The organism is Enterocloster sp. OA13 (genome assembly GCF_022440595.1).
Lineage (GTDB): Bacteria > Bacillota > Clostridia > Lachnospirales > Lachnospiraceae > Enterocloster > Enterocloster hominis.
Genome location: NZ_JAKNTF010000001.1, coordinates 2,437,004 through 2,463,242 on the forward strand (window position 1 = coordinate 2,437,004; position 26,239 = coordinate 2,463,242).

Annotated in this window: 24 protein-coding genes and 2 riboswitches; of the genes, 3 read left to right on the top strand and 21 right to left on the bottom strand. The window is 52.3% G+C overall.

The window, feature by feature from the left end:
- Positions 1-74: 74 nt before the first annotated feature.
- Entirely contained in the window at positions 75-1,937 is a 1,863-nt protein-coding gene (locus MCJ35_RS10900; RefSeq protein ID WP_008716370.1) for an LTA synthase family protein, read from the bottom strand.
- A gap of 111 nt (positions 1,938-2,048) precedes the next feature.
- Between MCJ35_RS10900 and MCJ35_RS32025 the strand changes: the two genes are divergently transcribed.
- Positions 2,049-2,225 (top strand): hypothetical protein, encoded by a 177-nt coding sequence (locus tag MCJ35_RS32025; RefSeq protein WP_155858517.1) that lies wholly within the window; start codon positions 2,049-2,051, stop codon positions 2,223-2,225.
- A 135-nt stretch (positions 2,226-2,360) separates the two neighbouring features.
- Here MCJ35_RS32025 and MCJ35_RS10910 read toward each other — a convergent pair whose 3' ends face one another.
- From MCJ35_RS10910 to MCJ35_RS10935, 6 genes are all read right to left on the bottom strand, one after another.
- The gene (locus MCJ35_RS10910) at positions 2,361-3,698 is read right to left on the bottom strand and encodes an MATE family efflux transporter (RefSeq protein ID WP_025487134.1); all 1,338 of its coding nucleotides are present in this window, start codon (positions 3,696-3,698) and stop codon (positions 2,361-2,363) included.
- 162 nt (positions 3,699-3,860) lie between these two features.
- Positions 3,861-5,039, bottom strand: a complete 1,179-nt coding sequence (locus MCJ35_RS10915; protein ID WP_008716378.1) for a phosphoribosylaminoimidazolecarboxamide formyltransferase — start codon at positions 5,037-5,039, stop codon at positions 3,861-3,863.
- A 19-nt stretch (positions 5,040-5,058) separates the two neighbouring features.
- On the bottom strand, positions 5,059-5,772 hold the full coding sequence (locus tag MCJ35_RS10920; RefSeq protein WP_008716380.1) for an IMP cyclohydrolase: 714 nt from the start codon (positions 5,770-5,772) through the stop codon (positions 5,059-5,061).
- Between the two features lie 77 nt (positions 5,773-5,849).
- Positions 5,850-5,940, bottom strand: a riboswitch (ZMP/ZTP riboswitch).
- A gap of 67 nt (positions 5,941-6,007) precedes the next feature.
- The gene (locus tag MCJ35_RS10925; RefSeq protein ID WP_025487133.1) at positions 6,008-7,414 is read right to left on the bottom strand and encodes an ABC transporter permease; all 1,407 of its coding nucleotides are present in this window, start codon (positions 7,412-7,414) and stop codon (positions 6,008-6,010) included.
- Positions 7,401-9,239 carry a COG1361 S-layer family protein gene (locus tag MCJ35_RS10930; protein ID WP_025487132.1) on the bottom strand — a complete coding sequence of 613 codons (1,839 nt, stop codon included), beginning with the start codon at positions 9,237-9,239 and terminating at the stop codon, positions 7,401-7,403. Before MCJ35_RS10930 ends, MCJ35_RS10925 begins: the two co-directional genes overlap by 14 nt.
- Positions 9,217-9,915, bottom strand: a complete 699-nt coding sequence (locus MCJ35_RS10935; RefSeq protein WP_050927287.1) for an ABC transporter ATP-binding protein — start codon at positions 9,913-9,915, stop codon at positions 9,217-9,219. Before MCJ35_RS10935 ends, MCJ35_RS10930 begins: the two co-directional genes overlap by 23 nt.
- A 517-nt stretch (positions 9,916-10,432) precedes the next feature.
- Here MCJ35_RS10935 and pyrB point away from each other — a divergent pair.
- Positions 10,433-11,356 (top strand): aspartate carbamoyltransferase, encoded by a 924-nt coding sequence (gene pyrB, locus MCJ35_RS10940; protein ID WP_008716388.1) that lies wholly within the window; start codon positions 10,433-10,435, stop codon positions 11,354-11,356.
- Positions 11,350-11,781, top strand: coding sequence for an aspartate carbamoyltransferase regulatory subunit (locus tag MCJ35_RS10945; RefSeq protein ID WP_008716389.1), 432 nt, complete (start codon positions 11,350-11,352; stop codon positions 11,779-11,781). Before pyrB ends, MCJ35_RS10945 begins: the two co-directional genes overlap by 7 nt.
- A gap of 156 nt (positions 11,782-11,937) precedes the next feature.
- Here the strand turns inward: MCJ35_RS10945 and MCJ35_RS10950 are convergent, their stop codons facing one another.
- The 14 genes from MCJ35_RS10950 to rlmN all read right to left on the bottom strand — a co-directional run bounded on the left by MCJ35_RS10950 (position 11,938) and on the right by rlmN (position 26,178).
- Complete coding sequence (locus MCJ35_RS10950) at positions 11,938-12,381, bottom strand: GNAT family N-acetyltransferase (protein WP_025487130.1); 444 nt, start codon at positions 12,379-12,381, stop codon at positions 11,938-11,940.
- A gap of 10 nt (positions 12,382-12,391) precedes the next feature.
- Complete coding sequence (locus MCJ35_RS10955; RefSeq protein WP_025487129.1) at positions 12,392-12,853, bottom strand: DUF5684 domain-containing protein; 462 nt, start codon at positions 12,851-12,853, stop codon at positions 12,392-12,394.
- A gap of 11 nt (positions 12,854-12,864) precedes the next feature.
- A complete protein-coding gene (locus tag MCJ35_RS10960; RefSeq protein WP_008716394.1) occupies positions 12,865-13,233 on the bottom strand; it encodes a VOC family protein in 369 nt (122 codons plus the stop codon).
- A 162-nt stretch (positions 13,234-13,395) separates the two neighbouring features.
- A complete protein-coding gene (serS, locus tag MCJ35_RS10965) occupies positions 13,396-14,685 on the bottom strand; it encodes a serine--tRNA ligase (RefSeq protein ID WP_008716396.1) in 1,290 nt (429 codons plus the stop codon).
- Positions 14,686-14,829: 144 nt separating this feature from the next.
- Complete coding sequence (locus MCJ35_RS10970) at positions 14,830-16,452, bottom strand: amidohydrolase (protein WP_025487128.1); 1,623 nt, start codon at positions 16,450-16,452, stop codon at positions 14,830-14,832.
- Positions 16,453-16,463: 11 nt separating this feature from the next.
- A complete protein-coding gene (locus tag MCJ35_RS10975) occupies positions 16,464-17,927 on the bottom strand; it encodes an alanine/glycine:cation symporter family protein (RefSeq protein WP_008716399.1) in 1,464 nt (487 codons plus the stop codon).
- A 106-nt stretch (positions 17,928-18,033) separates the two neighbouring features.
- Positions 18,034-18,239: riboswitch (Lysine riboswitch) on the bottom strand.
- A 48-nt stretch (positions 18,240-18,287) separates the two neighbouring features.
- Positions 18,288-19,154: a pyridoxamine kinase gene (locus MCJ35_RS10980; RefSeq protein ID WP_008716403.1), complete on the bottom strand. Its 867-nt coding sequence runs from the start codon at positions 19,152-19,154 to the stop codon at positions 18,288-18,290.
- 13 nt (positions 19,155-19,167) lie between these two features.
- Positions 19,168-19,788 carry an ECF transporter S component gene (locus MCJ35_RS10985; RefSeq protein ID WP_008716404.1) on the bottom strand — a complete coding sequence of 207 codons (621 nt, stop codon included), beginning with the start codon at positions 19,786-19,788 and terminating at the stop codon, positions 19,168-19,170.
- 155 nt (positions 19,789-19,943) lie between these two features.
- On the bottom strand, positions 19,944-20,594 hold the full coding sequence (locus tag MCJ35_RS10990) for a thiamine diphosphokinase (RefSeq protein WP_008716406.1): 651 nt from the start codon (positions 20,592-20,594) through the stop codon (positions 19,944-19,946).
- A gap of 64 nt (positions 20,595-20,658) precedes the next feature.
- A complete protein-coding gene (gene rpe, locus MCJ35_RS10995; RefSeq protein WP_025487127.1) occupies positions 20,659-21,321 on the bottom strand; it encodes a ribulose-phosphate 3-epimerase in 663 nt (220 codons plus the stop codon).
- 2 nt (positions 21,322-21,323) lie between these two features.
- Positions 21,324-22,202, bottom strand: a complete 879-nt coding sequence (gene rsgA / locus MCJ35_RS11000; protein WP_025487126.1) for a ribosome small subunit-dependent GTPase A — start codon at positions 22,200-22,202, stop codon at positions 21,324-21,326.
- A 9-nt stretch (positions 22,203-22,211) separates the two neighbouring features.
- The gene (gene pknB, locus MCJ35_RS11005) at positions 22,212-24,371 is read right to left on the bottom strand and encodes a Stk1 family PASTA domain-containing Ser/Thr kinase (protein ID WP_025487125.1); all 2,160 of its coding nucleotides are present in this window, start codon (positions 24,369-24,371) and stop codon (positions 22,212-22,214) included.
- Positions 24,365-25,111, bottom strand: a complete 747-nt coding sequence (locus tag MCJ35_RS11010) for a Stp1/IreP family PP2C-type Ser/Thr phosphatase (protein WP_008716414.1) — start codon at positions 25,109-25,111, stop codon at positions 24,365-24,367. Before MCJ35_RS11010 ends, pknB begins: the two co-directional genes overlap by 7 nt.
- A gap of 2 nt (positions 25,112-25,113) precedes the next feature.
- Positions 25,114-26,178: a dual-specificity RNA methyltransferase RlmN gene (rlmN, locus tag MCJ35_RS11015; RefSeq protein ID WP_025487124.1), complete on the bottom strand. Its 1,065-nt coding sequence runs from the start codon at positions 26,176-26,178 to the stop codon at positions 25,114-25,116.
- Between the last annotated feature and the right edge of the window lie 61 nt (positions 26,179-26,239).

The window sequence follows — 26,239 nt, forward strand, 5'->3', positions numbered from 1 at the left end:
CCCTGCACATTCTTAATTTCATTCTATGCGAGGGCAGCTTGCCAAGTGCTTTTACAATTTTTTCGGGGCTTATACTATTTTACGACAAACATGTCTTTATACTTTTTCCGGTCCAGACTGTGGTTGTACACCAGCGCTTCATAGTCCAGGACCATGTCCTGGTACGGGCAGCGCTCCGACTCAGCCTTGGGCCAGTAATAATAATTGCCTTCCCTGTCGTAACAGCCAAGGAAATGCACCACTGGCAGGACTTCCTCCAGCTGGAGAAGGAAACGGTTATATGGCGTCATGTCCAGGTTTGCTCTTTTCAATACCTCCGTGGAAAGGTAGACGGCGCCCAGTTTCCCCATGTCCTCAGAAGGCATGTCATAATTGGTCCAGATAATGAAAGGCGTCTCATACCACATCAGACGGTCCTGGACCGGCACCTGGCTGCTGGGCATGCCCGCGATGGCGTCATAGAACTCATCCTCCACGCTGGGCTGATGGTCGCCAAACATGACAATCATGGTTGGTTCATCCACCTGGGAAAAATATTCCAGCAGGTACTGGAATGCCTCGTCTGATTTTTTCATCAGGGACAGATACTGGTCCGTCTTGGGGTATTGGCCCTCATATTTACCGGTAAGCCATACCTCCTGTTGGAAATTATCATATTCGCCTTCATAGCCCCCATGGTTCTGCATGGTGACATTGAAGATGAACAGCCTGTCATCCGGTGATTCCTTGCCCTCCACCACATCAATCAGCCTGTCATAATCCGCCTTATCGCTGACATAATTGCGCAGCTGTTCACTTTCCTCATAAAATTCCTCATCCAGGAATTCATCAAATCCCATATTCTGGTAACACTCCACACGGTTCCAGTTCTCCCCAGGATAAGGATGCATGGCCACCGCAGAGTAGCCCTGGGACTTTAATGTGCTTACCAGGGAATAGGTATCAGGCTTTACATTAAATTGGTATGCAATGGAATTGGCAGGCAGAAGGGCCATGGAATCCCCTGTAAGGAACTCGTACTCCGAATTGCTTGTCATGGAACCGAACACAGGCACGGTCAGGCTGCCCTTCACCGTATTCTCCTTAAGGCTGTTAATGAATGGGAAATACTCCACATTCGTGGTAAAATCCCCTGCCGTCCTAAGGTCTGACAGACTTTCATTCATGATACATATCAGGTTCACAGGCGTGATATCCCCGCTATTGTCAGTCTGTACATTGTCCAGGGATGCAAGCTGCACCTGCCCTTCTTCCTCCAGACGGCCATGAATCTCCTTCAGCCGCGCGGTGCTGTAGCCATGGGGCGGCTTCTTAACCACATACTGCATGGAAACCGCAGTGGACAGCACATATCCATATTCCTTATAGGAGTCATTGACCTCCCACATATTGATGCCCCATCCACGCCCCGGCACCAGGGAAATAAAAAACCACGCAGCAAAACCGCCTGTGAGGGCAGCCACCGCACCTCCAGCCGCCAGACGCTGTCTCCATCCCCTGACCCGCCGCGGGGCAAACCACAGGCCTGCGTTCATCAGCACAACTGCCATGCACGCAAGCTTCATTTCATGCGAAACCACGAAGGCATAATTCCCCGCCACCGTGGCCGCGGTCTTGAAAGCCATCACATCCCAAAGCATGATGGGCCTTCCCCTGAACTCCACCACAAACGCCTCTGCCATGGATATGATAAGCAGTGCCGCGGAAATAACCGGAACAGCAATCCGGCTGGTCCCGCTGACAGCAAAAGCGGCAAGATAAAGCACATACATCCATGCGATATTCCACACCGCCATATCACCTGGAACCGTGGCCAGATTACCTGTCACATATTCAAACAGGACATACGATACACAGGGTACCAGTATAAGGCACACGGTTCCAAACACATTCCATATGGTTTTTATATATTGTTGCAGCTTTTCCTTTGTCACCAATCCCGTCCCTCTGCAGCGTTTGCCCGATTTTCAGGGCATGTCCCACTCGCTGCATTCCTCTCTGACTGAGTCTTTTTCAGTGCGGCTCTTTCGGAGGCATCTCTTTCCAACATGCCTCTTTCCAATGCGTTTCTTCCGAACGCATCTCTTCCAAACACATGTCTTCCAAACGCATGTCTTCCAAGCACATCTCTTCCAAGCACATGTCTTCCAAGCACATGTCTTCCAAACACATCCCTTCCAAATGCATCCCTTCCCCGCACGTCTTCATTAACAAACATATCCTAGCACAAACATTTTTCAGGTTCAAGAGACAAATGCTTCCATTGGGGCGAATTCACAAAAGCTTCACATTTCCAGAACGGTCTTGATACGCCGTAGATGCCCGGCTGAAAATAACAGGACAAAAACAGATGATTCCAACTACAATCGGATACAATACTTCCCGGTAACAATCCTCCTGTAAAACACAACCGTCAGCACAGTAGCCGCAATCCATCCAAAAGGCCAGGCCATCCAGATACCCATGCTGCCAAAGTATCCTGTGAGGATATTGGCCACGATGATGCGCAGGATCAAATCCGGCACCGTGGCCAGCACAAAGTATGCCATTGCCCCGGAACCCCTGATGATCCCATCCGTCATAAGCTTGATGGATATCATGAAGTACATGGGGCTTACAATGCGCAGGAAGCCCACGCCGGAGCGGATTGCCTCCTCACTCCCGTCCCCCAGGAACAGTCCCATCATCTGTCTGCTGAAGCCAAAGTACAGTACAAAGAAGGGAATGGTCGCAAGGATGGACAGCCTGACGCCTGTCTTAAAGCCAAGGGGAAGCCGCTCCTTTTTACCGGCTCCCAGGTTCTGGGCCGTGTAGCTGGACAGGCAGCCGCCTAAGGACATGAAGGCGTTGATTGCAAATGTATTCAGTTTGATTGCGCCGGAATAGCCCGCTATGACGGCGGAGCCGTAACGGTTCACGATTTCCTGGACAAACATGTTCCCAACGGAAAGCACGCTCTGCTGCATGATGCTGGGGACAGCGATGGCAGCAATCTGGGACAGCAGCAGAAGGTCAAAAAGCACCACCTTCCGGCTGGTCTTTATCCCCTTAAGCCTCAGGGCCAGGGTGACAAGGGCCAGTCCAGCCGATATGCCCTGGGCAATGAAGGTGGCCCAGGCAACGCCTGCCACGCCCCAGTGGAACCCTGCAACGAACCAGTAATCCAGCAGGATATTGCCGATGGACGAGCCGATCAGGAAGTACAGGGGCGTCCTGGAGTCCCCTAAAGCAGTGAAAATCCCGGTACACACATTGTAAAGGAACAGAAAGGTAAGGCCGAACACATAAATCTTCAGGTACAGTTCCCCATCCCCGAATATATTGGACGGCGTATGTATCAGACGCATCATGCTGCCGCAGTACACATATCCCAGCGCGGTGAGGATCAGACTCATGACGCCGCAGGCAATGAATGCGGTGTAAACAGCGGATTTCATTTTCCCAATGTCCCTTGCGCCAAAAAGCCGGGATACCACCACGGACGCGCCCAGGTTGCTGCCCACTGCAAATGCCATGAAAATCACCGTGATGGGATAGGAAGCCCCCACGGCCGCCAGCGCGTCCTCTCCGGCAAACCGTCCGGCAATGCTGCTGTCCGCAATGTTGTAAAGCTGCTGGAACATGACGCTTACAAACATGGGCAGCACAAACCGCCACAATGTATTTTTAGGATGTCCCACTGTTAAGTCCGTTATCATACAACATATCTCCTCATTCAAGACACTTGCTTCATTATACCCCTGTGCATGGATGAAGGCAACTGTTTTTATACAAGGGATAAGGCATGGAAAAAGGCCGGAAGTCCTGAAACTTAAGCCTTCCCGCCTTTTCCCTGTATACCAGAAAATGTCTGTAAACGATTAGTGGTGGAACAATCTGATTCCTGTGAATGCCATGACCATGCCGTACTGGTTGCAGGTTTCAATTACCTGGTCATCCCGCACGGAACCTCCTGGCTGGGCCACGTACTTCACGCCGCTTTTATAAGCCCTGTCAATGTTATCGCCAAATGGGAAGAAAGCGTCCGAGCCAAGGGACACGCCGGACATGGTATCCAGCCAGGCCCTCTTCTCCTCCCTGGTGAACACAGGCGGTTTTACCTTAAATGTCTTTTCCCATCTGCCGTCGGCCAGCACATCCATGTAATCCTCACCGATATAGACATCGATCGCATTGTCCCTGTCCGCGCGTCTGATGCTGTCCACAAAGGGAAGGTTAAGGACCTGTGGGGCCTGGCGCAGATACCAGTTGTCGGCCTTGCTGCCGGCCAGGCGGGTACAGTGTACCCTGGACTGCTGTCCGGCGCCAATGCCAATGGCCTGTCCGTCTTTTACGTAGCAGACAGAGTTGGACTGGGTGTATTTGAGGGTAATCAATGAAATCATAAGGTCAACCTTGGCCTGTTCCGTCAGCTCCCGGTTCTCTGTCACGATATCCTGAAGGAGCTCCTTGTTAATCTCCAGGTTATTGTGGCCCTGCTCAAAGGTAACGCCGAATATCTGCTTGCGCTCAATGGCAGCCGGTTCATAATCCGGGTCAATCTGGATGACATTATAATTGCCGTTCTTCTTGGACCTGAGGATTTCCAGGGCTTCCGGCTCATATCCAGGAGCAATGACGCCGTCTGACACCTCCCTCTTGATGATCCTGGCCGTAGCCGTGTCACACACATCGGACAGGGAAATGAAATCGCCAAATGAAGACATCCTGTCAGCGCCCCTTGCCCTTGCATAGGCGCTGGCCAGGGGTGACAGTTCCCCCATGTCATCCACCCAGTATATTTTCTTCAGTACATCATCCAATGGCAGGCCCACTGCGGCCCCTGCCGGTGAGACATGTTTAAAGGAAGCAGCCGCAGGAAGCCCGGTTGCCTTCTTAAGTTCCTTCACCAGCTGCCAGCCGTTTAACGCGTCCATGAAGTTGATATAGCCCGGCCTGCCGCTGAGGACAGTGATGGGAAGCTCCTTATCCCCTTCCATAAAGATTCTGGATGGTTTCTGATTGGGGTTACAGCCATACTTCAGTTCCAGTTCTTTCATAACAAATCCCTCTCTCTTTTTATTTGTTCTTATTGACAATCCTTGTCTCATAGGTTCCTGATGCTATATCAATGAAGCGGACAAACAGGGATACCTTGTTATCCTCATTCAGGCTGTTCCATACCATGTCCGTAAATCCGTCAATGGTGCCGGATATGCCCACCGGCTTTGGTTCGCCCTCAAAACTTGGAAGGGGGGTCCCGTCATGCATATAGGTATGGATGAAACGTCCTTCCCCCGGAGCCGGGTTCTCATAGGCGTATGTAAAACGCAGGCATGAGTCAGGATTTCCATGATTGCTCTTTAAAATGGACATGGCATAATTATAGCCGCTGTTTTCAATGTGCATGATACCGGAAATACGCGGTGTGTAATTGGGGGCATCCGGTTCAAACTCCCTGGACCTTAAGGACTGCTCAAAGGTCATCTGATGGTCCATCCCTTCGTAGACCGTATCGGTCTGGTCGCCGTTGGTCACAATTGTCTTATTGCCAAGAACCCTCACAGGAGCATAAATAATGAGGCTGGGGTCCTCCAGCTTTGCCGGGTCAAATGCCTGGGTGCGGATGCCCTGTCCGTCCTCCACGAACACGCGGTTGCGGCTGTTGGCGCTCCTTCCCATGATGAAATAGGCGGTCACTGCCTTGGTCCCGTCCTCAGAACGTCCTATGACAATTCCACGTCCGGGATATGCATTGCTTCTCAATTCCTGTTCCAGCGACATCTGCTTCATAGTGTTTCCTCCATTTGCTGTGATTGTTTATTCCTCTGTAAATATAAAAAGAGCCGGCCCGCCGGGCACGCTAAAAACACACGTGCCCAGGCGGTCGGCCAAATCTCCGTAATACGGTCCGCGTGCTCCCTGTGGTTCATCCACTATCCGCCAGTCACACGCCCTGTTATTACTATATATCATTTATTCTAATATTGCAATAGTTTATTAGAAGTTTTACTACTGAATTATCCAATCAGTCATTGCGGATGGCTGCCAGCGGGCTCAGCTTCATGGCCCTCATGGCCGGCATGAATCCTGCCGCCATGCCCACAAAGATGGCAAACCCAATGGCGGATATGGAAAGCCAGGGCGGAATCCTGGAAAGGTTGCCCACCAGCCCATTGGTTTCTTCCAGACTGACAAACTTATTGATGATGCCTGAAATCCCGTAACTCAGGCCGATGCCGATCACGCCTCCCATGAATCCGATAAAACCGGACTCAATAAGGAACATGTTGCGGATGTTGCCCATGTCACAGCCCAGGACCTTCATGACGCCGATTTCCTTTGTCCGTTCATAGATGGACATCATCATGGTGTTGGCGATGCCGATGGCCGCCACAAACAGGGACACGGCGCCGATTCCGCCAAGTACTGCCTGTATCATCTGGGACTGCTGCTTGGAACTTTCCATCCAGTCCATCCTGCTGCTCACCTGAAAGCCCATATCAGCCACCTGGGCCTGGACATCCTTTACATATTCCATATCGTCCACATAAATCTGCGCCCGGCTGTATACCAGGTAGGGCAGCGCTTTTCCCTTTTTGTTGGTGGGCTGTCCCGGGATGACGGTTCCCTTCTTGAAGGCCTTGCGGAGCTGTGCCTTCAGTCCGTCTATATCGGTAAACACACCATAGGAATACGTGCCGTAATCCTGTGGGCCACCCTCCACCAGCCCGATTCCGTCCATCATATACTTCTTGGGAGGCTTGACCCGGGTCTGGCTGTCATCTGAATCGCCAAAACTGCCCGAATTGTTCCTGGACTGGAAGTATGCATCCATATCAAAGATTATGAAAAGGGGCTTGTTAAGGAAGTCCACGTCCGGAAGTTCACCGGTATCCCAGTATCCCCTTCCGGTCTTGGAGTTATAAAAATCCTGCTGTACCGTATTGCCAAAAACCAGCCCTGTCTCCCCCGGTCCCGGCAGGCGGCCTTCTCCCAGAGGAATCTGTTCCAGGAACTTCTGTCCCACTCCCCTCAGGGTCATGTACTGCGCCTCATAGGCGCCCTGGCGGATGACCACGTTCATGTCCAGGATGGGCGAGACACCGGACACATGGTTCAGGCGTCCGAATTTCTCCATCACCTCATCCGTAATATAGGTGGGGTCTGATGACTTGCCGCTGCCGCCGCCTCCCACCATGACGGCCCCGCCGCCGTAATATGAACCGCCGGAACCGCCATACACATCAATGGTGGTCAGGCTTCCCCAGGAGGACAGCTGCTCCATGAACATCTGGTCCAGGCCGATTCCCAGGGATACCATTACCACGATGGAGGCAGTGCCGATGATGACCCCCAGCACGGTAAGGACCGTCCTGAGTTTCCTCCGCCTTAAATTGTTAATGCTCATGATCAGAAGATCAGGAAATCTCATCGTCCACATCCTCTTCCCTGGCTGCCTTGCGTTTCTTCTTAATAACCATGGCAACAGCTGCAATAACAGCCACTGCCGCCACTGCTCCGGCAATCACCAGAACTTTATACTTGCCCCAGAAGGAAGGCGGCTCTGCCTCCACGTCCATGGCGCCCGCCTCCATACCGGCATCCATGCCAAAGGGATCTTCCATCTCCTCTGTCACAAAGAGGGTCAGTTCCTTTTCCACAGGCTCTGCGGCCACGCCGTTTTCATCTTCATAGGTAATCGTTATCTTTATGGTCCCGTCATCCATGGTGGGTGCCACGCCCGTTAGCATGATGTCCACATTGCCCGTGTCGCCCGGTTTGATATTGCCCACATAGGCGTCCGTGGTTTTAATGGAATCCCCTTCAAATGCAGCCGTCACATTATAAAGGATGACTTTTCCCGTGTTATTGATGCCAAACATCACATTGGACTCAGAGCCAACCGTCATGCTGTCCGGCATCACGTCTATGGTACTGGTGCTCAGCTTGGCATACTGCTTCACCGGTATGTCCACCACGATACTTTCTTCCGCGTTCTTAAACTCAGGGCTGTCATATTTTTCCTTGATGGTGATTGCATAGGAGCGCTGGTCCACGCCTGCCCTGGCCGTGAACCTGACCCGCACCTCGGTGCTCTGTCCCGAACCCAGGTCATTGACCACCATGGAGGAGGACCCTGACTTGGTTGTGAATACCGCGCTGTCCGATACCTTTTCAGATTCCAGGTTAAACAGGATATTGCTGGCAGGAACCGAGGTGGACGCATTCTTCATGTTCAGCACCAGTTCGAATTCATTGCCGGCATAGACCTGCTCAGGAACCGTATAATAGCTGTCCACGATGAGTCTTGCCCTGGTCCTGTCATTAGCGTCAAAATCGCCCAGATTGTCCTCTTTGTCCTTGGACACGATATGTACGTAAAAGGTCCCCTCTTCCGTGTGCAGGTCGCCTTCCGAACTCAGGCGGAAGGTAATGGTATACTTTATGGGATAATAGCCGGTGTAGGAGTCCTTGCGTATGGCCATGCTGTACGGGGCCGAAACGGTTTCACCTGACTGCACCCGCTCAAAGGTCCTGTCATAATTGCCGTCATTAATCTCAAACGGGAACTTGGTGTCATCCTCTGACAGCTGCATGCTGATGGTTACATCCTGGGCCGTGGTATTGCGCTTGTTGCGGAAATTAACCGTATAGTCCATCACATTGGGATACACGCCCCGGGGGGTTGCCTGATTCTCTCCGATGACAAAGTAATTGCCTTCTTTTTTATCCTCCTCATCGTCTGTCCCGGATGATGTGTCCGTTGAAATCCAGATATTGATATAGTCGATATCCGTACCGCCGTCCCACTCCAGAAGTATGGGGATGCTGTAATAGCCCTGCTGTGCGTCCCTGCGCACATTGGCCGACAGGGATACGCTCTTAATATTGCCCTTCTTGATATTGCCCACATTCTTAGCCAGGAACGTGGTTTCCATGATTTCAAAGGGATAGTAGTCAACCGTATAATCCCCGTTGCCCCGCTCTTCAATCTGCTGGAAGTCATTGGTCTGAAGAAGGCTTATCTTCAGGTTGTCCATATCCTCATCCGTGGCCCTTACCCGGAAGGAAATGGACATGGACTTGCCAATCCTTCCCCTTGGCGCCTTGGTTGTGGAAATATAATCATTGTCACTGGCGTTGGTGTTATAGCCCAGCTGATAGCTGCTGGCCATCACGCCGGACGGACGTGCCCCGGCCATCAGGAATACCATTGATACCAGTATAAGACCTTTACGAATTTTCATTGGTTTCATTCTCACATACTCCCTTTTCTATATGGGTCTCCTCAGCCAGCCTGCCGCCGGTCTCTATGCCCACGATTTTCCCATCCACGATCCGGATCCTCCGGTCCGCATAGGAAGCCAGGTTGTTGTCATGTGTAACCATGACCAGCGTCTGCCCCTGCTCCCTGACAATCTTCTGCATCAGCCGCAGCACCTCCATGGTGGTCCTGGAATCCAGGTTTCCCGTTGGCTCGTCCGCAAATATGATCTGCGGGTTCACCACCAGGGCCCTTGCTATACCCACCCTCTGCTGCTGTCCGCCTGACATCTGGTTTGGCATATGCCTTGCCTGGTCCCCCACGCCTACCAGGTCCATGAACTTCCTGGCCTGCTTCAGCCTGTTCCGTTTTGACACACCCCTAAACGAAAGGGGAAGGGCCACATTCTCAACTGCATTCATGGTGTTCAGCAGATTGTAGGACTGGAAAATGAATCCTACCTTTTCACGGCGGAAGGTCACCAGCTGCTTTTCCGTCATCTTTTCTATATGAGTGCTGCCTATCTCTATCTCGCCCCTGGTGGGCTTCTCAAGACCGGCCAGCATGTTTAAAAGTGTCGACTTGCCTGATCCGGAGGTTCCCACAATCGCCACGAACTCCCCCTTATATATCTCAAAATCCACACCGTCAAGGGCACGGACCTTCATCTCACCCACACGGTAAATCTTGTACAGGTTCTTCACGCTTATGGCCACTTTCCTGCTGTCCGCTGCCGTCAATGCCTCTGCCGCCTCCTGCTTTCCCGTCACCGGCAGTTCCCTTTTATCCGCTTCTGACGTACCTGTCTGTCCTGCCAAAGCAATGCTCCTTTCCTGCATATTCCTGTGCCATAGTGTACATTTCCCTATTTTTGTACAGTATAGCACAGGCTCAAGTTCCTGTTCTTCTGTATTTTCCTTAAAGTTCCTTAATAATTCCTTACACGGGCCCATGTCCCCATGCCTCCCGGTCACATTTCCATGGAATTCCCTGCTGTGACAGTATATCATAAAATTTTAAAAAAGCCACGAAAAATTACTTGACTTATATTGCATTCTATGTAAGAATATGACGAGGCACAAATCAGTGCCATATCTGGCAGGTTCCGGCTATCGCACTGGTAGGGTGCGAAGTATTTCCCAAAATCAAGATTTTAATAAATTCATAAAGGCAAAGGAGAATCCCATGAGACATTTATTGAATCCCTTAGACTTCTCTGTGGAAGAAATCGATGACCTTCTGGCTCTTGCAAGGGACATTGAGCAGAATCTTCCCCAGTACGCCCATGTGTGTGACGGCAAGAAACTGGCCACCCTTTTTTATGAGCCAAGCACAAGGACACGTTTAAGCTTTGAGGCTGCCATGCTGAATCTGGGCGGCAATGTATTAGGCTTTTCATCCGCCAATTCCAGTTCTGCTGCCAAGGGCGAAAGCGTTGCCGATACCATCCGCATGATTTCCTGCTATTCCGATATCTGTGCCATGCGTCATCCAAAGGAAGGCGCCGCATTCGTGGCAGCACAGAAGGCCCAGATCCCTGTCATCAACGCAGGCGACGGCGGCCATCAGCATCCTACCCAGACCTTAACCGATCTTATGACAATCCGTTCCATGAAGGGACGCCTTGACAACCTGACCATCGGCCTTTGCGGCGACCTGAAATTCGGACGCACCGTACACTCCCTCATCAACGCCATGGTCCGATACCCCAACATCAAATTCATCCTTATATCCCCGCCTGAGCTTCGTATCCCGGATAATATCCGCGAGGACGTGCTCACTGCCAACAACGTGGAATTCGAGGAAGTAGGCAACCTGGACGAAGCCATCGGCAAGCTGGACATCCTTTACATGACACGTGTGCAGAAGGAGCGTTTCTTCAACGAGGAAGATTATATCCGTTTAAAAGACTGCTATATCCTGGACAAGAAAAAGATGAAACTGGCCAAGGAAGACATGTATGTACTCCATCCCCTCCCAAGGGTAAATGAGATTTCCGTGGAAGTGGACGACGACCCAAGGGCCGCTTACTTTAAGCAGGCACAGTATGGGGTATATGTGCGTATGGCCTTAATCATGAGATTACTGGAGGTGGAAAAGCCATGTTAAATATCAGCGGATTAAAGGAAGGCATTGTTTTAGACCACATCGAGGCAGGAAAAAGCCTGGATATCTATTATCACCTGGGCCTGGACAAGCTGGAATGCCAGGTGGCCATCATCAAGAATGCGCGCAGCAACAAGATGGGCCGCAAGGATATCATCAAGATTGAAGGCGGGCTGGATACCCTGGACCTTAAGGTCCTTGGCTACATCGACCACACCATCACGGTCAACATCATTAAGAATGACAAGATTGTTGAAAAGCGCTTATTAAAGCTTCCTAAAAAGATTACCAATGTAATCCAGTGCAAGAACCCGCGCTGCATTACTTCCATCGAGCAGGAGCTTCCCCATATATTCTATCTGGCTGACGAGAAGACCGAGACATACAGGTGCCAGTACTGCGAGGAAAAGTACAGCGAATTCAAGTAGGATACTGGATTTAGAAGGATACGGCTTCAGCAAATATAAGGCTTTAAAAGTATAAGGCTTTAAAAAAGATAAGAAAAAAGCCCGCCGGGATACATGGATATGTATTCCGATGGGCTTTTCTATTACGCGGTACCACGGCAGGCAGATACAGGACAATCACGCCCTTCTCCTCATATGGAGGATGGGGAACGGGTTCCCCTGCCCGTCCAGTCCATCCCTTTTATAGACCTGGAATCCCATATGTTCATAGAATCCCCTGGCGCCGGGATTCTGCTCATTCACGCAGACCTCTGTCACGGAAAAATCCCTGAACATGGATTGGACCATTGCCTTGCCAATCCCCTGATTCCTGAAGTCAGGCGAGATAAACAGCATTTCCAGCTGCTCCTTGTCAATACCTGCAAACCCGGTGATGACACCCTGATCCTCCGCCACCAAGAGCACCGGGATGCTTCTGAGCGCATCGGGAACATAGGCTGCAATCATGTCGATGTCTGCCGGCGTCAGGAATGTGTGGGTGGCTGAAACGGAATCCCTCCAGATACGCATCAGTCCGCTGATCATCTCCGGGCTGCGCTCCGTACATATTCTTATCTCCATGTCATGTTCCCTAATCCCATCCCTGTCCCACTGACTGCGGGCGCTTTCCCTCCGGCCCGATGTAGATGGAGCCGTCAAAGGCCAGGATCAGCAGGAAGATGGGATTCAGCAGGATAAGGCCGATTGCGAATCCCGTTCCGTGGCCAAAGGACATGGACATCTTGACACAGGCAATGATGTTCATCACAATCGTCCCGATGGATGCGGCATAATACAGGAACAGCATCCCGTCCATATTCTCAAGGATGGCCGTGGCAACGGCAAATGCCATGAACACGGCAAACATCTTCGTATTCCAGACCAGCTTATATTCGGTATAGGTGCTGTAGATGGGAATCAAGGCTTTCCAGCCCGGCTCCCCTGCCTTGTTGAATATCATCCAGTAGGCAAGGATATAGATGATGAGCAGGACCACACCTATAAAGAACAGTAAAACCCCAAAACCCAGAAGCAGCATGACAAGTTCTTCCATTGTGTCTCCTCCTATCCTCTGGCCGGGACAATCTCAAGCCAGTAGCCGTCTGGATCCGTGATGAAATAAATACCCATGCCAGGGTTCTCATAGCAGATGCATCCCATCTCTTCATGATGCTTGTGGATATCATCAAAGTCATCCACGTGGAACGCAAGATGGAATTCACATTCCCCCAGGTTGTAGGCTTCGGTCCTGTCCCTTAACCAGGTCAGTTCAAGGGTGAAGTCAGTTTTACCGTCACCCAGGTACACCAGCTTAAAGGATCCGTCAGAAGCTTCTTTTTCCCTTACCGGCACCAGTCCCAGGGCTTCCTTATAAAAAGCAAGGCTCTTATCCAGGTTCAGTACATTAAAATTAAAATGGTTAAATGTTATCATAGAATTCCCTCCTTATCGTGAAATAGTAAATCCGCATTGACACGTTGTTATTATAGCACATGGTTACCTGAATTACCATATGCAGGAAAAAAGCAGACCGGCTCCACATATATGGGCCGGTCAGGCTGGTTCATATGAAATCCGTCAGGCGGAAACCACCCATCACTTCTTCGGGACCATGACTTCCATTCCGCCCATGTAGGGACGCAGCGCCTCCGGAATCTTCACGCTGCCGTCAGCCTGCAGGTTGTTCTCCAGGAAGGCAATCAACATACGCGGCGGTGCAACCACGGTATTGTTCAGGGTATGGGCCAGGTACTTGCTTCCATCCTCTCCCTGTACACGGATCTTCAGGCGGCGGGCCTGGGCATCCCCAAGGTTGGAACAGCTTCCCACCTCAAAGTACTTCTTCTGTCTCGGGGACCATGCCTCCACGTCCACGGACTTAACCTTAAGGTCGGCCAGGTCACCGGAACAGCACTCCAGGGTACGTACCGGGATATCCAGGGTCCGGAACAGGTCAACGGTGTTCTGCCACAGCCTGTCGTACCACATGGGGCTTTCCTCCGGCTTGCAGACAACAATCATCTCCTGCTTCTCAAACTGATGGATACGGTAAACGCCCCTCTCCTCAATGCCATGGGCACCCTTCTCCTTACGGAAGCATGGGGAGTAGCTGGTCAGGGTCTGAGGAAGCTGGGCTTCCGGCGTGATTGTATCGATGAATTTACCAATCATGGAGTGTTCGCTGGTACCGATCAGATACAGGTCCTCCCCCTCAATCTTGTACATCATGGCGTCCATCTCCGCAAAGCTCATGACGCCGGTCACAACGTTGCTGCGGATCATGAAAGGCGGCACACAGTAGGTGAATCCACGGTTAATCATGAAATCCCTTGCATAGGAAATGACAGAGGAATGAAGCCGTGCAATATCGCCCATCAGATAATAGAATCCGTTGCCTGCAACCCTTCTTGCAGCGTCCAGGTCAATGCCCTCAAAGCGCTCCATGATCTCGGTGTGGTATGGGATCTCAAAATCAGGAACCGCCGGTTCCCCAAAACGCTCCACCTCCACGTTCTCGCTGTCATCCTTTCCAATGGGGACGCTGGGGTCGATGATGTTGGGGATGGTCATCATGATCTTCATGATTTTCTCAGACAGTTCCCCTTCCTTTGCCTCCAGTTCGGCCAGACGGGTGGAGTTGGCGCTTACCTGGGCCTTGACGGACTCAGCCTCCTCCTTCTTCCCCTGTGCCATCAGCTTCCCAATCTCCTTGGACAGTTTGTTACGGCTGGCACGCAGGTCGTCTGCTTCCTTCTGGGTGACGCGGTTTTCTGCATCCAATGCAATCACTTCGTCCACCAGCGCCAGTTTGCCCTCCTGGAATTTATTTTTAATGTTCTGTTTGACGATGTCCGGGTTTTCTCTTACAAACTTCAAATCTAACATGGTATTCCTCCTGGGTTTCCTTGATGTAATGCCTTTTATTGCCTTCCATTAAAAGACAGGCATTCCTGTACTGTTACAAAGTATATAACATTTTCCAGGTAAATAAAAGCCCCTTTTTACTGATTTTTAGTGCATCCCATGACATCAGCCCTGTTTCGCATAACAGCATACGCCGTCCACATAGGTGGCCTCCACCTGAATCCGGGCCAGTTCATGGACAGGCACATCAAAGGGGTTGGCGTCCAGTACCACGAAGTCCGCGGCCAAGCCCGGCGCAATCCGGCCTTTTTCATTTTCCTCAAAGGAAGCATGGGCGCCTTCGATTGTAAAAGAATCAAGGGCCTGCTTAACGCTCATGGCCTGTTCCATGAGATACGGTCCCACATGATCCTTTACCGTTGTCCTGGTCACCGCACACTGGATGCCCTTCATCACATCCGGCAGTTCCACCGGACAGTCGGAGCCATTGGATGCATGGGTTGTCTCATACAGGGTCTTAAAGTTATAGCTGGATGCGGCCCTCTCCTTCCCGATGCGCTCTTCCACGATATGGATATCGTAATCCAGGAAAATGGACTGGATATAGGCGTGCAGGGACAGCTCCTCAAATTTCCTTAACTGGTCCGGCCTTGTTATCTGACAGTGGACGATACCGTGGCGGTGGTCCGGCCTTGGGCACTCTGAAAGGGCTTTTTCGTATGCAGCCAGTATGTCATCCAGTATCCCGTCGCCGATGGCATGGATGGCCACCTGCATCCCACGGGAGTTGGCATACCCGGCCATCTCCTCAAACTGTTCCCTGGTAAATATAGGGATACCGCAGGTAGACGGGTCATCGGCATAGGGGCTGCTTAAGTATGCGCTCCTGGCGCCCAATGAGCCGTCCCCCAGCATTTTTAATGGTCCGATCTTAAACCACGGGGTTCCCCATCCGGTATTATACCCTTTTTCCAGAAATCCTTTCAGGTCTTTTAAGGTTGTGAACTGGGACTGCTCATATACCCTGACCGTCATGCGGCCTTCTGCCTCCAATTCCCTGTATGCTTCCAATACCCGCTCATAGGGCACATTGTTAAAGGCCAGCAGGTCATCGGTCTGGGAAGAAGTGACCCCGTAGCGGTTCAGGGCGCGGGATGCGGCGAGGATCATTTCCTTGATATCCTCCTTGTCCGGCTCCGGCAGGCGGCTGTATATCAGATCCATTGCGTTCTCACGGAAAATGCCGTTTGGTCCTCCATCCGCATCCACCTCGAACCGTCCGCCATCCACCTGGGGCGTGTCCTTTGTGATTCCGGTAAGTTCCAGGGCCTTGGTGTTGACCACGCACGCATGGCCGCAGGTCCTGGTCAGGCAGATGGGGTGATCCTCTGATATTTCATCCAGGTCATGACGGTCTGGGAAACGCCTGCCGTCCTCAAAGTAATCATGGTTCCATCCCCGGCCCTTGACCCAGGTTCCCGGCCTGATGTTATTTTCAAGGATGAAATCCTTCATATATTCCTTCATGGCGCCCATGGATGAAGTGTGGGCAGACAGATCCGCCATGCGCAGCGCATTGCCGTAGTTCAGGAGATGCATGTGGGAATCATTGAATCCGGCACAGACAAAACGGCCGTCCAGCTTCCTTACCTCATCCCCTTCCTCCTTAAAGGCCATGGCGCCTTCATTGGTCCCGGCGTATACGAACCGGTTCCCTTCTGTCACAAAGGCCTCACACAGGGGAAGTTCCCCTGTGTACACGGCCCCGTTCCGGTATATTATCCTCATTATGTGTCTCCTTATTCTGTCTTTTCCAGTTTCTTCTTATCCTCATAGAACAGGGGGATATCCTCATCCAGGGTTCCGATGCCCATGTAGCGGGCCTTATAATCCTTTAACAGCTTGAAGTAGGTGCCGGACAGGATCAGCACGACAAACACGTTGATAAAGGTAGGGATGCCGCTTGTGATATCCACCAGGGTCCAGATGCTCAGGTCCCCGACGTTAATCAGGTACAGGGTAAGGAGGAACGGCGGCAGGGCGTAAAAATACTTGAACAGCATAAGCAGCCATTTCTTCAGCACCGGATGGTCCTTGGCCAGGTGGCGCAGGGTAACCTCATAGTACACATACCAGCCCCCGGAAGTGGTAACGGAGAAAATGACCATGGTGGCTGTCATGAACACGGTCCCGAATGTTCCCAGGCTGTGCTGGAACACATTGAGGGCCAGGGTCGCATTGGTTGCGCCGGAGGTCCATTCCCCTGTGATCAGTACGCTGAGGGCCGTGATGGTACATACGATGAAGGTATCCACAAAAACCTCAAAGGAACCCCAAAGCCCCTGCTCCACCGGATGCCTGGTCTTGCTGGAAGCGTGTACCATGGGGCTGGTACCCCAGCCGGCTTCGTTGGAGTATACGCTTCTCTGCATGCCTGTGGCAATGGCCTTTGACACGGTAACGCCTGCAAATCCGCCCATGGCAGCGGTTCCTGTAAAGGCATTGGTAAAAATGGAGGCAATGGTGGGAACCAGGTTCCCTATGTTAAGGATGATGATCAAGATACCGAACAGCATGTAGCCAAGGCTCATCACAGGCACCAGCTTGACGAAGATCTTGCTCAGGTTCTTAACGCCCCTCCAGATCAGGGCATAGATGAAGATGACCAGCATCAGGGAGGCCAGCTCCTGCTTTACCCCAAAGGACTGTGCCAGCACCTCGGAGGTGGTAAAATTAGATGCGCTGATGAAAAAGGTGGAAAAGATGCCAAGGCCGAATATAAATGCCAGGGGCAGCCATTTCTTTCCCCAATGGCGCTCCTCCCCAAGCCCGTACTCCATATAGTAGGTGGGTCCGCCGTAAGGGTTGCCCTCCTCGTCGGTGCGGCGGTAATAAACAGCCAGGGTAACCTCAACCTGCTTAATCAGCATGCCCATGAAGGCGGTAAGCCACATCCACAGCACGGCGCCCGGTCCGCCCGTGGTCACAGCGGTTGCCACGCCTGCAATGTTGCCAAAGCCCACGGAACCGCCTACCGCGGTGGCAATGGCCTCATAAGGGCTTAAAAGTCCCTTATCGTTTTCATCCTGAACATGGTCCTTGCGCAGGATGCAGCCCAGGGTGCGCTTAAAGATGTAACCCAGATGGCACACCTGGAAAAACCTGGACCGCACCGTGACGTAAACACCGGTAATGATGATCAGTGCGATTAATGGCGGCCCCCATATGATCTCACCGTTGAGCCAGTTTAAAAAATCTGTCATTTGTTGAATCCCCCTTGTCTTTAGTCTGGATGCTGATGTGGATTTTCGGCAAAGAAAAAGCAACAGCCAAGGCCATTGCTTCCATATCCGGTATCCTCTGACGGAACCAACCAATAGCGCCACCACTTTGATTAAGTGAGAGTACACAGCCTGTTAGACTGTATCCCAACACATCCCGCCGGCAGACGGAACCTGTTTCGGCGGAAAACCCTTTCCCTGTACGCCCGGCCTGCCGGCCGTGGAACGTATGCATACGCTCCCTGACTTATGTCGTGTACGGGTACTGATGTTTACCGCGCCTCTATCGCATCCTATTTTATTAACGATTCATTAACATCATACTATCAGAAGCCGGAACTGTCAACATTTTTCGCTTTCATGCCTGCTGCTGACCGCGTGGATCAGCACGTCCATTACTTCCTCAAAGCACACCCCGTTGGCCGTGGGAATGTTTAATTCCTCGGAACGCCTGATGCACTGCTTGACAAAGGAGGCTGCCAGGCGTACCCCTTCCTCAAGCTTCCATCCCCTGACGGCTGCCGCTGCCACCACGGAGGAAAACACGTCCCCAGTTCCCGGCCTTTCCTGGCCCACCCGGATTGTCTTTGGGAATGAGATCTCCCGTTCCCCTTCCGCCACCACATTCACAAGATAGCCGCCCTGGTTCACGCCGGTTATGACCACGGAGCCTGGTCCCATGGCCTGGATATCCCTTGCCATCTCCTTTAGCTCCTCCCTTGTCCAGCCCTTTTTGCGGAAAGGCCTGTCCGTCAGGATACAGGCTTCGGTCAGGTTGGGGGTGACGATGCTCCCCATGGATACCAGGGCCTTCATGCGCCTGCACATGGCCTGTGTATAGGTGGCATAGGTCTCCCCGTGGTCGCCCATGATGGGGTCGATGATGATTTTTGTGTCCTCATGGCCAAAATCACGGATCATATCCATCACTATCCCAATCTGGTCCTCCGAGCCCAGGAACCCGCTGACAATCCCGTCAAAGGACAGATCCAGCTCTTTCCATTTTTCAATATATGCCGGCATCTTCCCGGTATAATCGTCAAAGAAATAGACCGGGAAACCGGTATGGTTGGAAAGGATGGAGGTGGGGATGGGACAGCACTGCACCTTCATGGCGGATATGATGGGGATAGCCACTGTCAGGGAACAGCGGCCATATCCGGATAAATCGTTTATCATTGCAATCTTCTTTTGACGGTATCCACTCATATATATCTCCTAACTATCGTAGCCTGTCAAACAGTCCGGCCCGTATGAGGGCGCTGCGAAGGGGCATGTAGATTGCCACGGAAACAAGGGTGGAGGTCACGGCATTGATGGAGGTGCTGGTAATGTTCCATGCCAGTACCAGCTGGGCCGCGGGCTTCCCCAGTATCAGCAGCTTATAAAAATATCCCACCATGGGGTCAAATACCACGTTGAACAGCAGTCCGCACACAGCCGCAGCCAGTACATAGCGGAATACCTTCTTCTTATCACTGATTTCGTTAATCCTGCCAAGCTTATGGGCCACCAGGCCGGTTATCAGGCCGATGCACAGCTTGAGGATGAATGTCTTGGGCGCATATACCACATAGACCGGGTCAAACAGGTCACCGATGGTCATGCCGATGGCTCCGCCCAGGCCGCCGTAAAAACCGCCTAACACAAGGGCGCCCAGCACACACACCGCATTGCCCAGATGAATGGACGTGGCGTCCCCGCCCGGAAGGGTAATCTTAATCTGCAAAAAGGTAAATACAACATAGGACATGGCTGCAAACAGCCCTGTCAGCGCCAGCTTATATAGATGCTTATCCTCCGCCCCCGCATATCCCCTGGCTGTTATCTGGTTCACTTTCATACTCTTTCACTCCTTGGACCGCACTGCGGTTTATTTTTATGATGATTCAATCCATGGACTTCATGGTCCATATCTTATCACCGGAGTGGAGTGTTATAAATATCCAGTTTTATGCTTTTTAACCAGTCCAGTTCTGTCAGGGCATGGATGCCGTCTCAGTCATGGGATTCCACCACAATCAGCACGCCGTCCGTAAAGCTGATGGTGCCTTCCTCCCCGGTCAGCTCATTGCTGATGCACAGGCTGGTACCGATTTCAATATCCTTGTCGGAAAGAGGATATTTGAATCCGGTCAGCGTGATGCCGTCCACATGTTCGGTCAACGGAAGGAAGGAAACGTATCTGCCCCACAGCCCGCTGCTCCTGAAGGTATGATAACCATCAATCAGGTATATCCGGTTCTGGCTGTCCAGGATATAGGCCTCTATCCCTTTCTGGAGGCAGGGGAACAGCAGGTGGATATTGCCCAGCATGTGGTCCATGCGCCCGCCTGTGGCCCCCAGTATCACTATCTGGGTACAGCCCGTGGCCTGGGCCTTCAAAAGCGCCAGTTCGGTGTCGGTCTCGTCCTTTTCCGGCTGGTGGGTATCCCAGATAATGTGTTCCTTCTGTCTGTAATATTCAAGTATACCGGGCTTCACCGTGTCAAAGTCCCCGACAATCATGTCCGGTTCCAGCCCCAGGGCCTTTACGGCCTCCAGCCCGGCGTCCACCGCGATTATTTTATCAAAATGTTCCTGTTCCAAAAAAGAGCCGGCGAAAGCCAGGTCCAGTTTTCCGCCGGTAATGATCAGACATCGTTTCATATCACTTATTCCTTACTTGGTCAATCATACTTGATTCATCCATTGTCCGGGTTCCTGCAAAGGCTCATTCCATGGAGCTGAATATCTCCAGGAACTCCTTTGTCCTTGCAGCCGCATCACCGCCAAACACAGCGGAACCAGCCACAAACACATTGGCGCCCGCATCCATGATTTCCTTCACATTGCGGGCGCTGACGCCTCCGTCCACCTGGATATCCACAGGAAGTCCCAGCTGGTCAATCCTTGCCCTGAGCCCCCTTACCTTGTCAAGGGTGTAGGGAATGAATTTCTGGCCGCCAAAGCCCGGGTTCACGGTCATGATAAGCACCATGTCCAGCTGGTCAAGGATACAGTCCAGCGCCTGGATGGGCGTGGCAGGGTTCAGGGCAACGCCTGCCTTTAAGCCCAGATCCTTAATCTGGTTCACCACACGGTCCAGATGGGTACAGGCCTCGGCATGGACCGTTATGATATCCGCCCCGCAGGCCTTCATATCCTCCACATACCGTCCCGGCTCCTCAACCATCATATGGACGTCAAAAACAGCGTCCGTGCAGGAACGCAGGCTCTTGATGACCGGCATCCCAAAGGAAATGCTGGGCACAAAGGCCCCGTCCATCACATCCAGATGGATGTATTCAGCCCCTGCCTGGGCCACGGTCCTGACCTGGGCGCCCAGGCTGCCAAAATCAGCCGCCAGGATTGACGGCGCCAATTTATAGTACATTGTTAATACCTCCTCTTTTTCTTAAGCTCATCATACATCAGAAGATAATTCCCATAGCGGCTCCGGCTCAGCCTGCCGTCCTTTAGCGCTTCCTTTACCCCGCACACCTTCTCGCCCACATGGACGCACCCAAGGAACCTGCAGTCTTCCTCATACTGGGCAAACTCGGGAAAATAATCCTTCAGTTCCCCTTCTTCCAGATCCGGGGTGAACATGGAACTGAATCCCGGGGTGTCCATCATATACGTATTTTCCTCCACATAGAACAGCTGGGAGTGGCGGGTGGTATGCTTTCCCCGCTCAATCTTGTGGCTGATATCCCCTGTCTCCATGGCTGCCCGGGGCTGGATGCAGTTGGTCAGTGAGGATTTTCCCACACCCGAAGGGCCTGCCAGGACTGAGGTTTTTCCTCTGAGGATTTTCCTCACTTCTTCCACACCTGTCTCGTCAATGGCGCTGATGAATTTCACCTCATATCCAGCTGCCTCATAGATGCTTCTGTAGGTCCCCATCAGCTCATCATCCCCTAAATCCATCTTGTTGAAACAGATGATGACCGGAACCTGCTGGATTTCCATCATGACCAGGAAACGGTCCAGCAGGTTCAGGTTGGGGGACGGGTGGGTCAGGGAGAAGACCACCAGGGCCTGGTCTATATTGGCCACTGCCGGGCGCACCAGGGCATTGGCCCTGGGAAGGATGGCGTCAATATTGCCCTCCCCCTCAGCCTCGTCCAATACCGAGAACTCCACATTATCCCCTACCAGGGGCTTTATCTTTTTATTCCTGAAAATTCCTTTTGCCTTACACTCATAAATCCGGTCCTTACCATCATGCACATAATAAAAACCTGCAATTCCCTTAATTATCTTACCAGTCATAAACTCCTCTTATCCCACCGGGAAAAATGTTACCGGATAGGATGCTATTACAGTCAGGTCCGCACTTCCTGCGTCCACCACTTCCACGGTACCGCTGTCCACGCCATAGGCGCCCTTAATCCTGGGAATCACCACAGGTATGGTCTGCGCCCCTACTACAAGCCTTTCCTTCATGAGCGGTGTGTATACCACATCCCCGTTAACCGTCTGTTTCAGCCGGATCATCACCCGGACGCTGCTGGTCTGGGATGCCGGGCCTATATAATTGCTCAGGGAACAGGTGGTGTCGATGGAGCTGAGATAGTACTGGGACGCCTCTGTCTCCGATGCGTCCGGTTCCCCGCTTATCACATAATCCACAGGAGTGCCCGGGGCCAGCATGGTATCCGGCAGCGGCACCTGGTTGATGACCAGTCCTTCCGCCACCGTATCGCTGCGCTCCGTTGTCACATTGCCGGTCACAAGCCCTGAACCAGCCAGGAGGGCGTCCGCCGAAACCCGGTCCTGTCCTATGAGGTTGGGCACCCTGCCCTGCTCATTCTCCACTCCCTTGCTGACAAAAAGGGTCACACGCTCCCCTATCTTGGCAGTCTCCGGACTGAAGCGCAGGATGGTTCCCGCTGCCGCCGTATTGCTGAATTCTTCCTTTACATCCACCACAAGTCCCTTTTCCTCCAGAAGCCTGGATGCATCCAGGACAGTCAGCACCGTAAGGTTCAGTGTGCCAAGGTTTACTTTATCGCTCCCCTTGCTTAAGGTGACCCCCACCGTGCTTCCTTTATCCACAACCGTATCCTGGACAATGGTCTGGGCCATGACCTGGCCTTCCGCATAATTATCCGAATAATCACTTCCCGTCACTTCCAGCTTCAGATCCACCTGTGCCAGCTCTTCCCTGGCCTGCTGTTCCGTCATGCTGAGGATATAGGGCACATAGGTCTGGTTATCCGTAATGTTGACCTCCAGGCTGGCAGTCTCCGCTTCCGTGCTTACAGCCACCGTGGGTTTTTCGCTGGTTCCCGCCCGGAACAGGCCTGTGAGCCTTGAAAACACGAACAGGACCACGGCCACGATGATGATGGCCGCCACAATGCCGATGGCAGTGACAATGCGCTCAAACTGCGTGCTGACGTCCTTGTCCTTCTGTCTGGATGTCAGGTGGGAAGGGCCTTTGCGTTCCCTGCGGTTTCTGGATGAAGGATCGGGGTGGTCATCCCTCAGTTCCTCCTCGCCAAGGCTTCCCCTGGCCGGTTTCCTGCTTTCCTGAAGGTTAAGCAGTTCTTCCCTGGATATGGACCTGGTCCTGCCAAACTCATCCTCCTCCTCTTCCTGTGCGTAGATATCGCAGTCAGGCTCCATCAGCGCCTTCCTTAAGTCGGCTATGACATCCGTTACATTTGAATAGCGGCGCTCCGGTCGCTTCTGGGTGCATTTGAGGATGATCTGTTCCAGGGCATGGGACACCTCGGGCACATATACCCTTGGGGGCGTCACCGGTTCCTCCAGATGGGCCAATGCCACGGTAATCGTGTTGTCGCCTTCAAACGGGACCTTTCCCGTCACCATCTCATACATGGTAATGCCAAAGGAGTAAATATCGCTGCGCTCATCGCAGTAGCCGCCCTTGGCCTGTTCCGGGGATATATAATGGACCGATCCGACGGCAGTGGCGTTCATGGTCTGGGTGGAAACGGCCCTGGCAATCCCGAAATCCGCCACCTTAACCTTGCCGTCCCTGGATATGATCATATTCTGGGGCTTGATATCCCGGTGTATGATATGCTGCTCATGGGCAGCCCCGATTCCCTGGGCAACCTGGATGGCAATGCCGATGGCTTCCTTACTCTCCAGATGTCCCTTCTTCTCAATGTAATTCTTAAGGGTAATGCCCTCAATCAGCTCCATGACAATATAGTGCAGCACATCCTCATCCACAACGTCATAAACACTGACAATATTAGGATGGGACAGGCGTGCCGCTGCCTGGGCCTCCATCTTAAACTTGCTGACAAAATTCTCGTCAAAGGCAAATTCTTCCTTTAAGACCTTGATGGCAACCAGACGGTTTAATGTATGGCACTGGGCCTTATACACAACAGACATCCCGCCTGAACCGATGCGCTCCAATATCTCGTACCTGTTCTGCAGGTATGTTCCGGGGTTCAGCATAAGCCATCCTCCCTTCCCAGCGGATTCACAAGCACCACCGCAATATTATCAATACCGCCCTGGCGGTTGGCCTCCTGAATCAGGCGCGATGCCTTTTCCTTAAGGCTGCCCTCTCCTGTTATGATCCTGCGTATGGATTCATCATCCACCATGTTGCTCAGTCCGTCCGAACAGAGAAGGATGTAATCCCCCTCTTCCAGGTCCACCTCAAAGAAATCCGGCTCCACATCCCTGCCGATGCCCATGGCCCTTGTAATGATGTTCTTGCGGCTGTTGTAATCCGCGCTGCCCCGGCGCATCTGCCCCATGGCAACCATTTCCTCCACATAGGAGTGGTCCTTCGTGACCTGTCGGATGGTTTTGTTATGTATCAGGTACAGGCGGCTGTCCCCCACATTGGCAACATAGAGCAGGTTATCCTCCACCACCCCTGCCACCAGGGTGCAGCCCATGCCTTTCAGTTCTTCCCTGAGGAGGGATTCCTCATACAGCTGTTCATTCACGATTCCTATCCCTGTCTTCAGCTGCATCACAGGGGAGCCTTTTCCTTCCCTGTTAATATAGATTACCAGGTTCTCAACCGCAAACCGGGAAGCATAGTCCCCGGCCTGGTGGCCTCCCATCCCGTCCGCCACCAAAAACAGGTTGGGCAGGGAGCCAACCCTCTCCGGCGACGAGTAGATATAATCCTGATTCATGGATCTGACCTGGCCTATGTCTGTCAACGCATATGCTTCCATGCTTACTCCGCCCCCTTTTCCATATAGCTCTTTCGCAGCTGGCCGCAGGCTCCGCCTATATCCCGGCCCATTTCTCTTCTGATTGTAACATTTATACCGTTTTTTTCAAGCAGGTCCTTAAAATCTGCAATGGCCTTCCTGCCTGACTGCACGTAATCCCGTTCCTTGATGGGATTCACCGGGATCAGGTTCACATGGCCATGCTGGTCCTTAATCAGGCGGCTCAGCGCCCTGGCCTCATCCAGATTGTCATTGACCCCCTGGACCAGGCTGTATTCAAAGGTAAGCCTGCGCCCTGTCTTCTCATAATAGTAATGGCAGGCCTCCAGCACATCCTTTAACTTATAACGGTTGGCAATGGGCATCAGCGTCTTGCGCACCTCATCATTGGGGGCGTGGAGGGACAGTGCAAGGGTGACGGCCAGACCTTCCTGGGCGAACTGCCGTATGCCCGGCACAATGCCGCAGGTGGAGACGGTCAGGTTCCTCTGGCTGATATTAAGCCCTTTTTCGTGGGAAATCAGGCGCAGGAAACGGATTACATTGTCGTAGTTGTCAAAGGGTTCTCCTGAACCCATCACCACCACATTGGAAACCCGCTGGCCTGTGTGGGCCTGTATCCGGTAAATCTGGTCCAGCATTTCCGAAGGCCTCAGATTCCGCTCCAGCCCATCCAGGGTGGATGCGCAGAAACGGCAGCCCATCCTGCACCCCACCTGGGAAGAGATGCATACGGAATTCCCATGATGATACTGCATCCACACACTTTCTATGATATTGCCGTCCTCCAGGCAAAAGAGATACTTCCTGGTCCCGTCAACCTGGGATATACGTTCCTCCGTGATGGAAAGGCATGTAAGGCTGTAATTGTCCTTCAGTTTCTGCCTCAGTTCCTTGGACAGGCTTGACATGCCGTCAAAGCTTCCAGCCAGCTTCACATGTATCCAGTCGTAAATCTGTTTTGCCCTGAAGGGTTTCTCCCCCAGGGCCGCCATCTCCTCTGTCACTTCTTCCAGTGTCATGGATTTTATATCCTTACGGCCTTTGTTATCCGTCAAATCCAACATAGCATAACTCCTGTTTCTTTCATTATCATCCATCTGTCCCGGACCCATACACGGTTCAGCC

Bases quoted from the DNA above. Each gene is read 5' to 3' on its own strand.
- MCJ35_RS32025 (WP_155858517.1), top strand. From the start codon at position 2,049: ATGCCTCTTTCCAATGCGTTTCTTCCGAACGCATCTCTTCCAAACACA.
- MCJ35_RS10910 (WP_025487134.1), bottom strand. From the start codon at position 3,698: ATGATAACGGACTTAACAGTGGGACATCCTAAAAATACATTGTGGCGG.
- MCJ35_RS10915 (WP_008716378.1), bottom strand. From the start codon at position 5,039: ATGAAAGAACTGGAACTGAAGTATGGCTGTAACCCCAATCAGAAACCA.
- MCJ35_RS10920 (WP_008716380.1), bottom strand. From the start codon at position 5,772: ATGAAGCAGATGTCGCTGGAACAGGAATTGAGAAGCAATGCATATCCC.
- MCJ35_RS10925 (WP_025487133.1), bottom strand. From the start codon at position 7,414: ATGAGATTTCCTGATCTTCTGATCATGAGCATTAACAATTTAAGGCGG.
- MCJ35_RS10930 (WP_025487132.1), bottom strand. From the start codon at position 9,239: ATGAAACCAATGAAAATTCGTAAAGGTCTTATACTGGTATCAATGGTA.
- MCJ35_RS10935 (WP_050927287.1), bottom strand. From the start codon at position 9,915: ATGAAGGTCCGTGCCCTTGACGGTGTGGATTTTGAGATATATAAGGGG.
- pyrB (WP_008716388.1), top strand. From the start codon at position 10,433: ATGAGACATTTATTGAATCCCTTAGACTTCTCTGTGGAAGAAATCGAT.
- MCJ35_RS10945 (WP_008716389.1), top strand. From the start codon at position 11,350: ATGTTAAATATCAGCGGATTAAAGGAAGGCATTGTTTTAGACCACATC.
- MCJ35_RS10950 (WP_025487130.1), bottom strand. From the start codon at position 12,381: ATGGAGATAAGAATATGTACGGAGCGCAGCCCGGAGATGATCAGCGGA.
- MCJ35_RS10955 (WP_025487129.1), bottom strand. From the start codon at position 12,853: ATGGAAGAACTTGTCATGCTGCTTCTGGGTTTTGGGGTTTTACTGTTC.
- MCJ35_RS10960 (WP_008716394.1), bottom strand. From the start codon at position 13,233: ATGATAACATTTAACCATTTTAATTTTAATGTACTGAACCTGGATAAG.
- serS (WP_008716396.1), bottom strand. From the start codon at position 14,685: ATGTTAGATTTGAAGTTTGTAAGAGAAAACCCGGACATCGTCAAACAG.
- MCJ35_RS10970 (WP_025487128.1), bottom strand. From the start codon at position 16,452: ATGAGGATAATATACCGGAACGGGGCCGTGTACACAGGGGAACTTCCC.
- MCJ35_RS10975 (WP_008716399.1), bottom strand. From the start codon at position 17,927: ATGACAGATTTTTTAAACTGGCTCAACGGTGAGATCATATGGGGGCCG.
- MCJ35_RS10980 (WP_008716403.1), bottom strand. From the start codon at position 19,154: ATGAGTGGATACCGTCAAAAGAAGATTGCAATGATAAACGATTTATCC.
- MCJ35_RS10985 (WP_008716404.1), bottom strand. From the start codon at position 19,788: ATGAAAGTGAACCAGATAACAGCCAGGGGATATGCGGGGGCGGAGGAT.
- MCJ35_RS10990 (WP_008716406.1), bottom strand. From the start codon at position 20,594: ATGAAACGATGTCTGATCATTACCGGCGGAAAACTGGACCTGGCTTTC.
- rpe (WP_025487127.1), bottom strand. From the start codon at position 21,321: ATGTACTATAAATTGGCGCCGTCAATCCTGGCGGCTGATTTTGGCAGC.
- rsgA (WP_025487126.1), bottom strand. From the start codon at position 22,202: ATGACTGGTAAGATAATTAAGGGAATTGCAGGTTTTTATTATGTGCAT.
- pknB (WP_025487125.1), bottom strand. From the start codon at position 24,371: ATGCTGAACCCCGGAACATACCTGCAGAACAGGTACGAGATATTGGAG.
- MCJ35_RS11010 (WP_008716414.1), bottom strand. From the start codon at position 25,111: ATGGAAGCATATGCGTTGACAGACATAGGCCAGGTCAGATCCATGAAT.
- rlmN (WP_025487124.1), bottom strand. From the start codon at position 26,178: ATGTTGGATTTGACGGATAACAAAGGCCGTAAGGATATAAAATCCATG.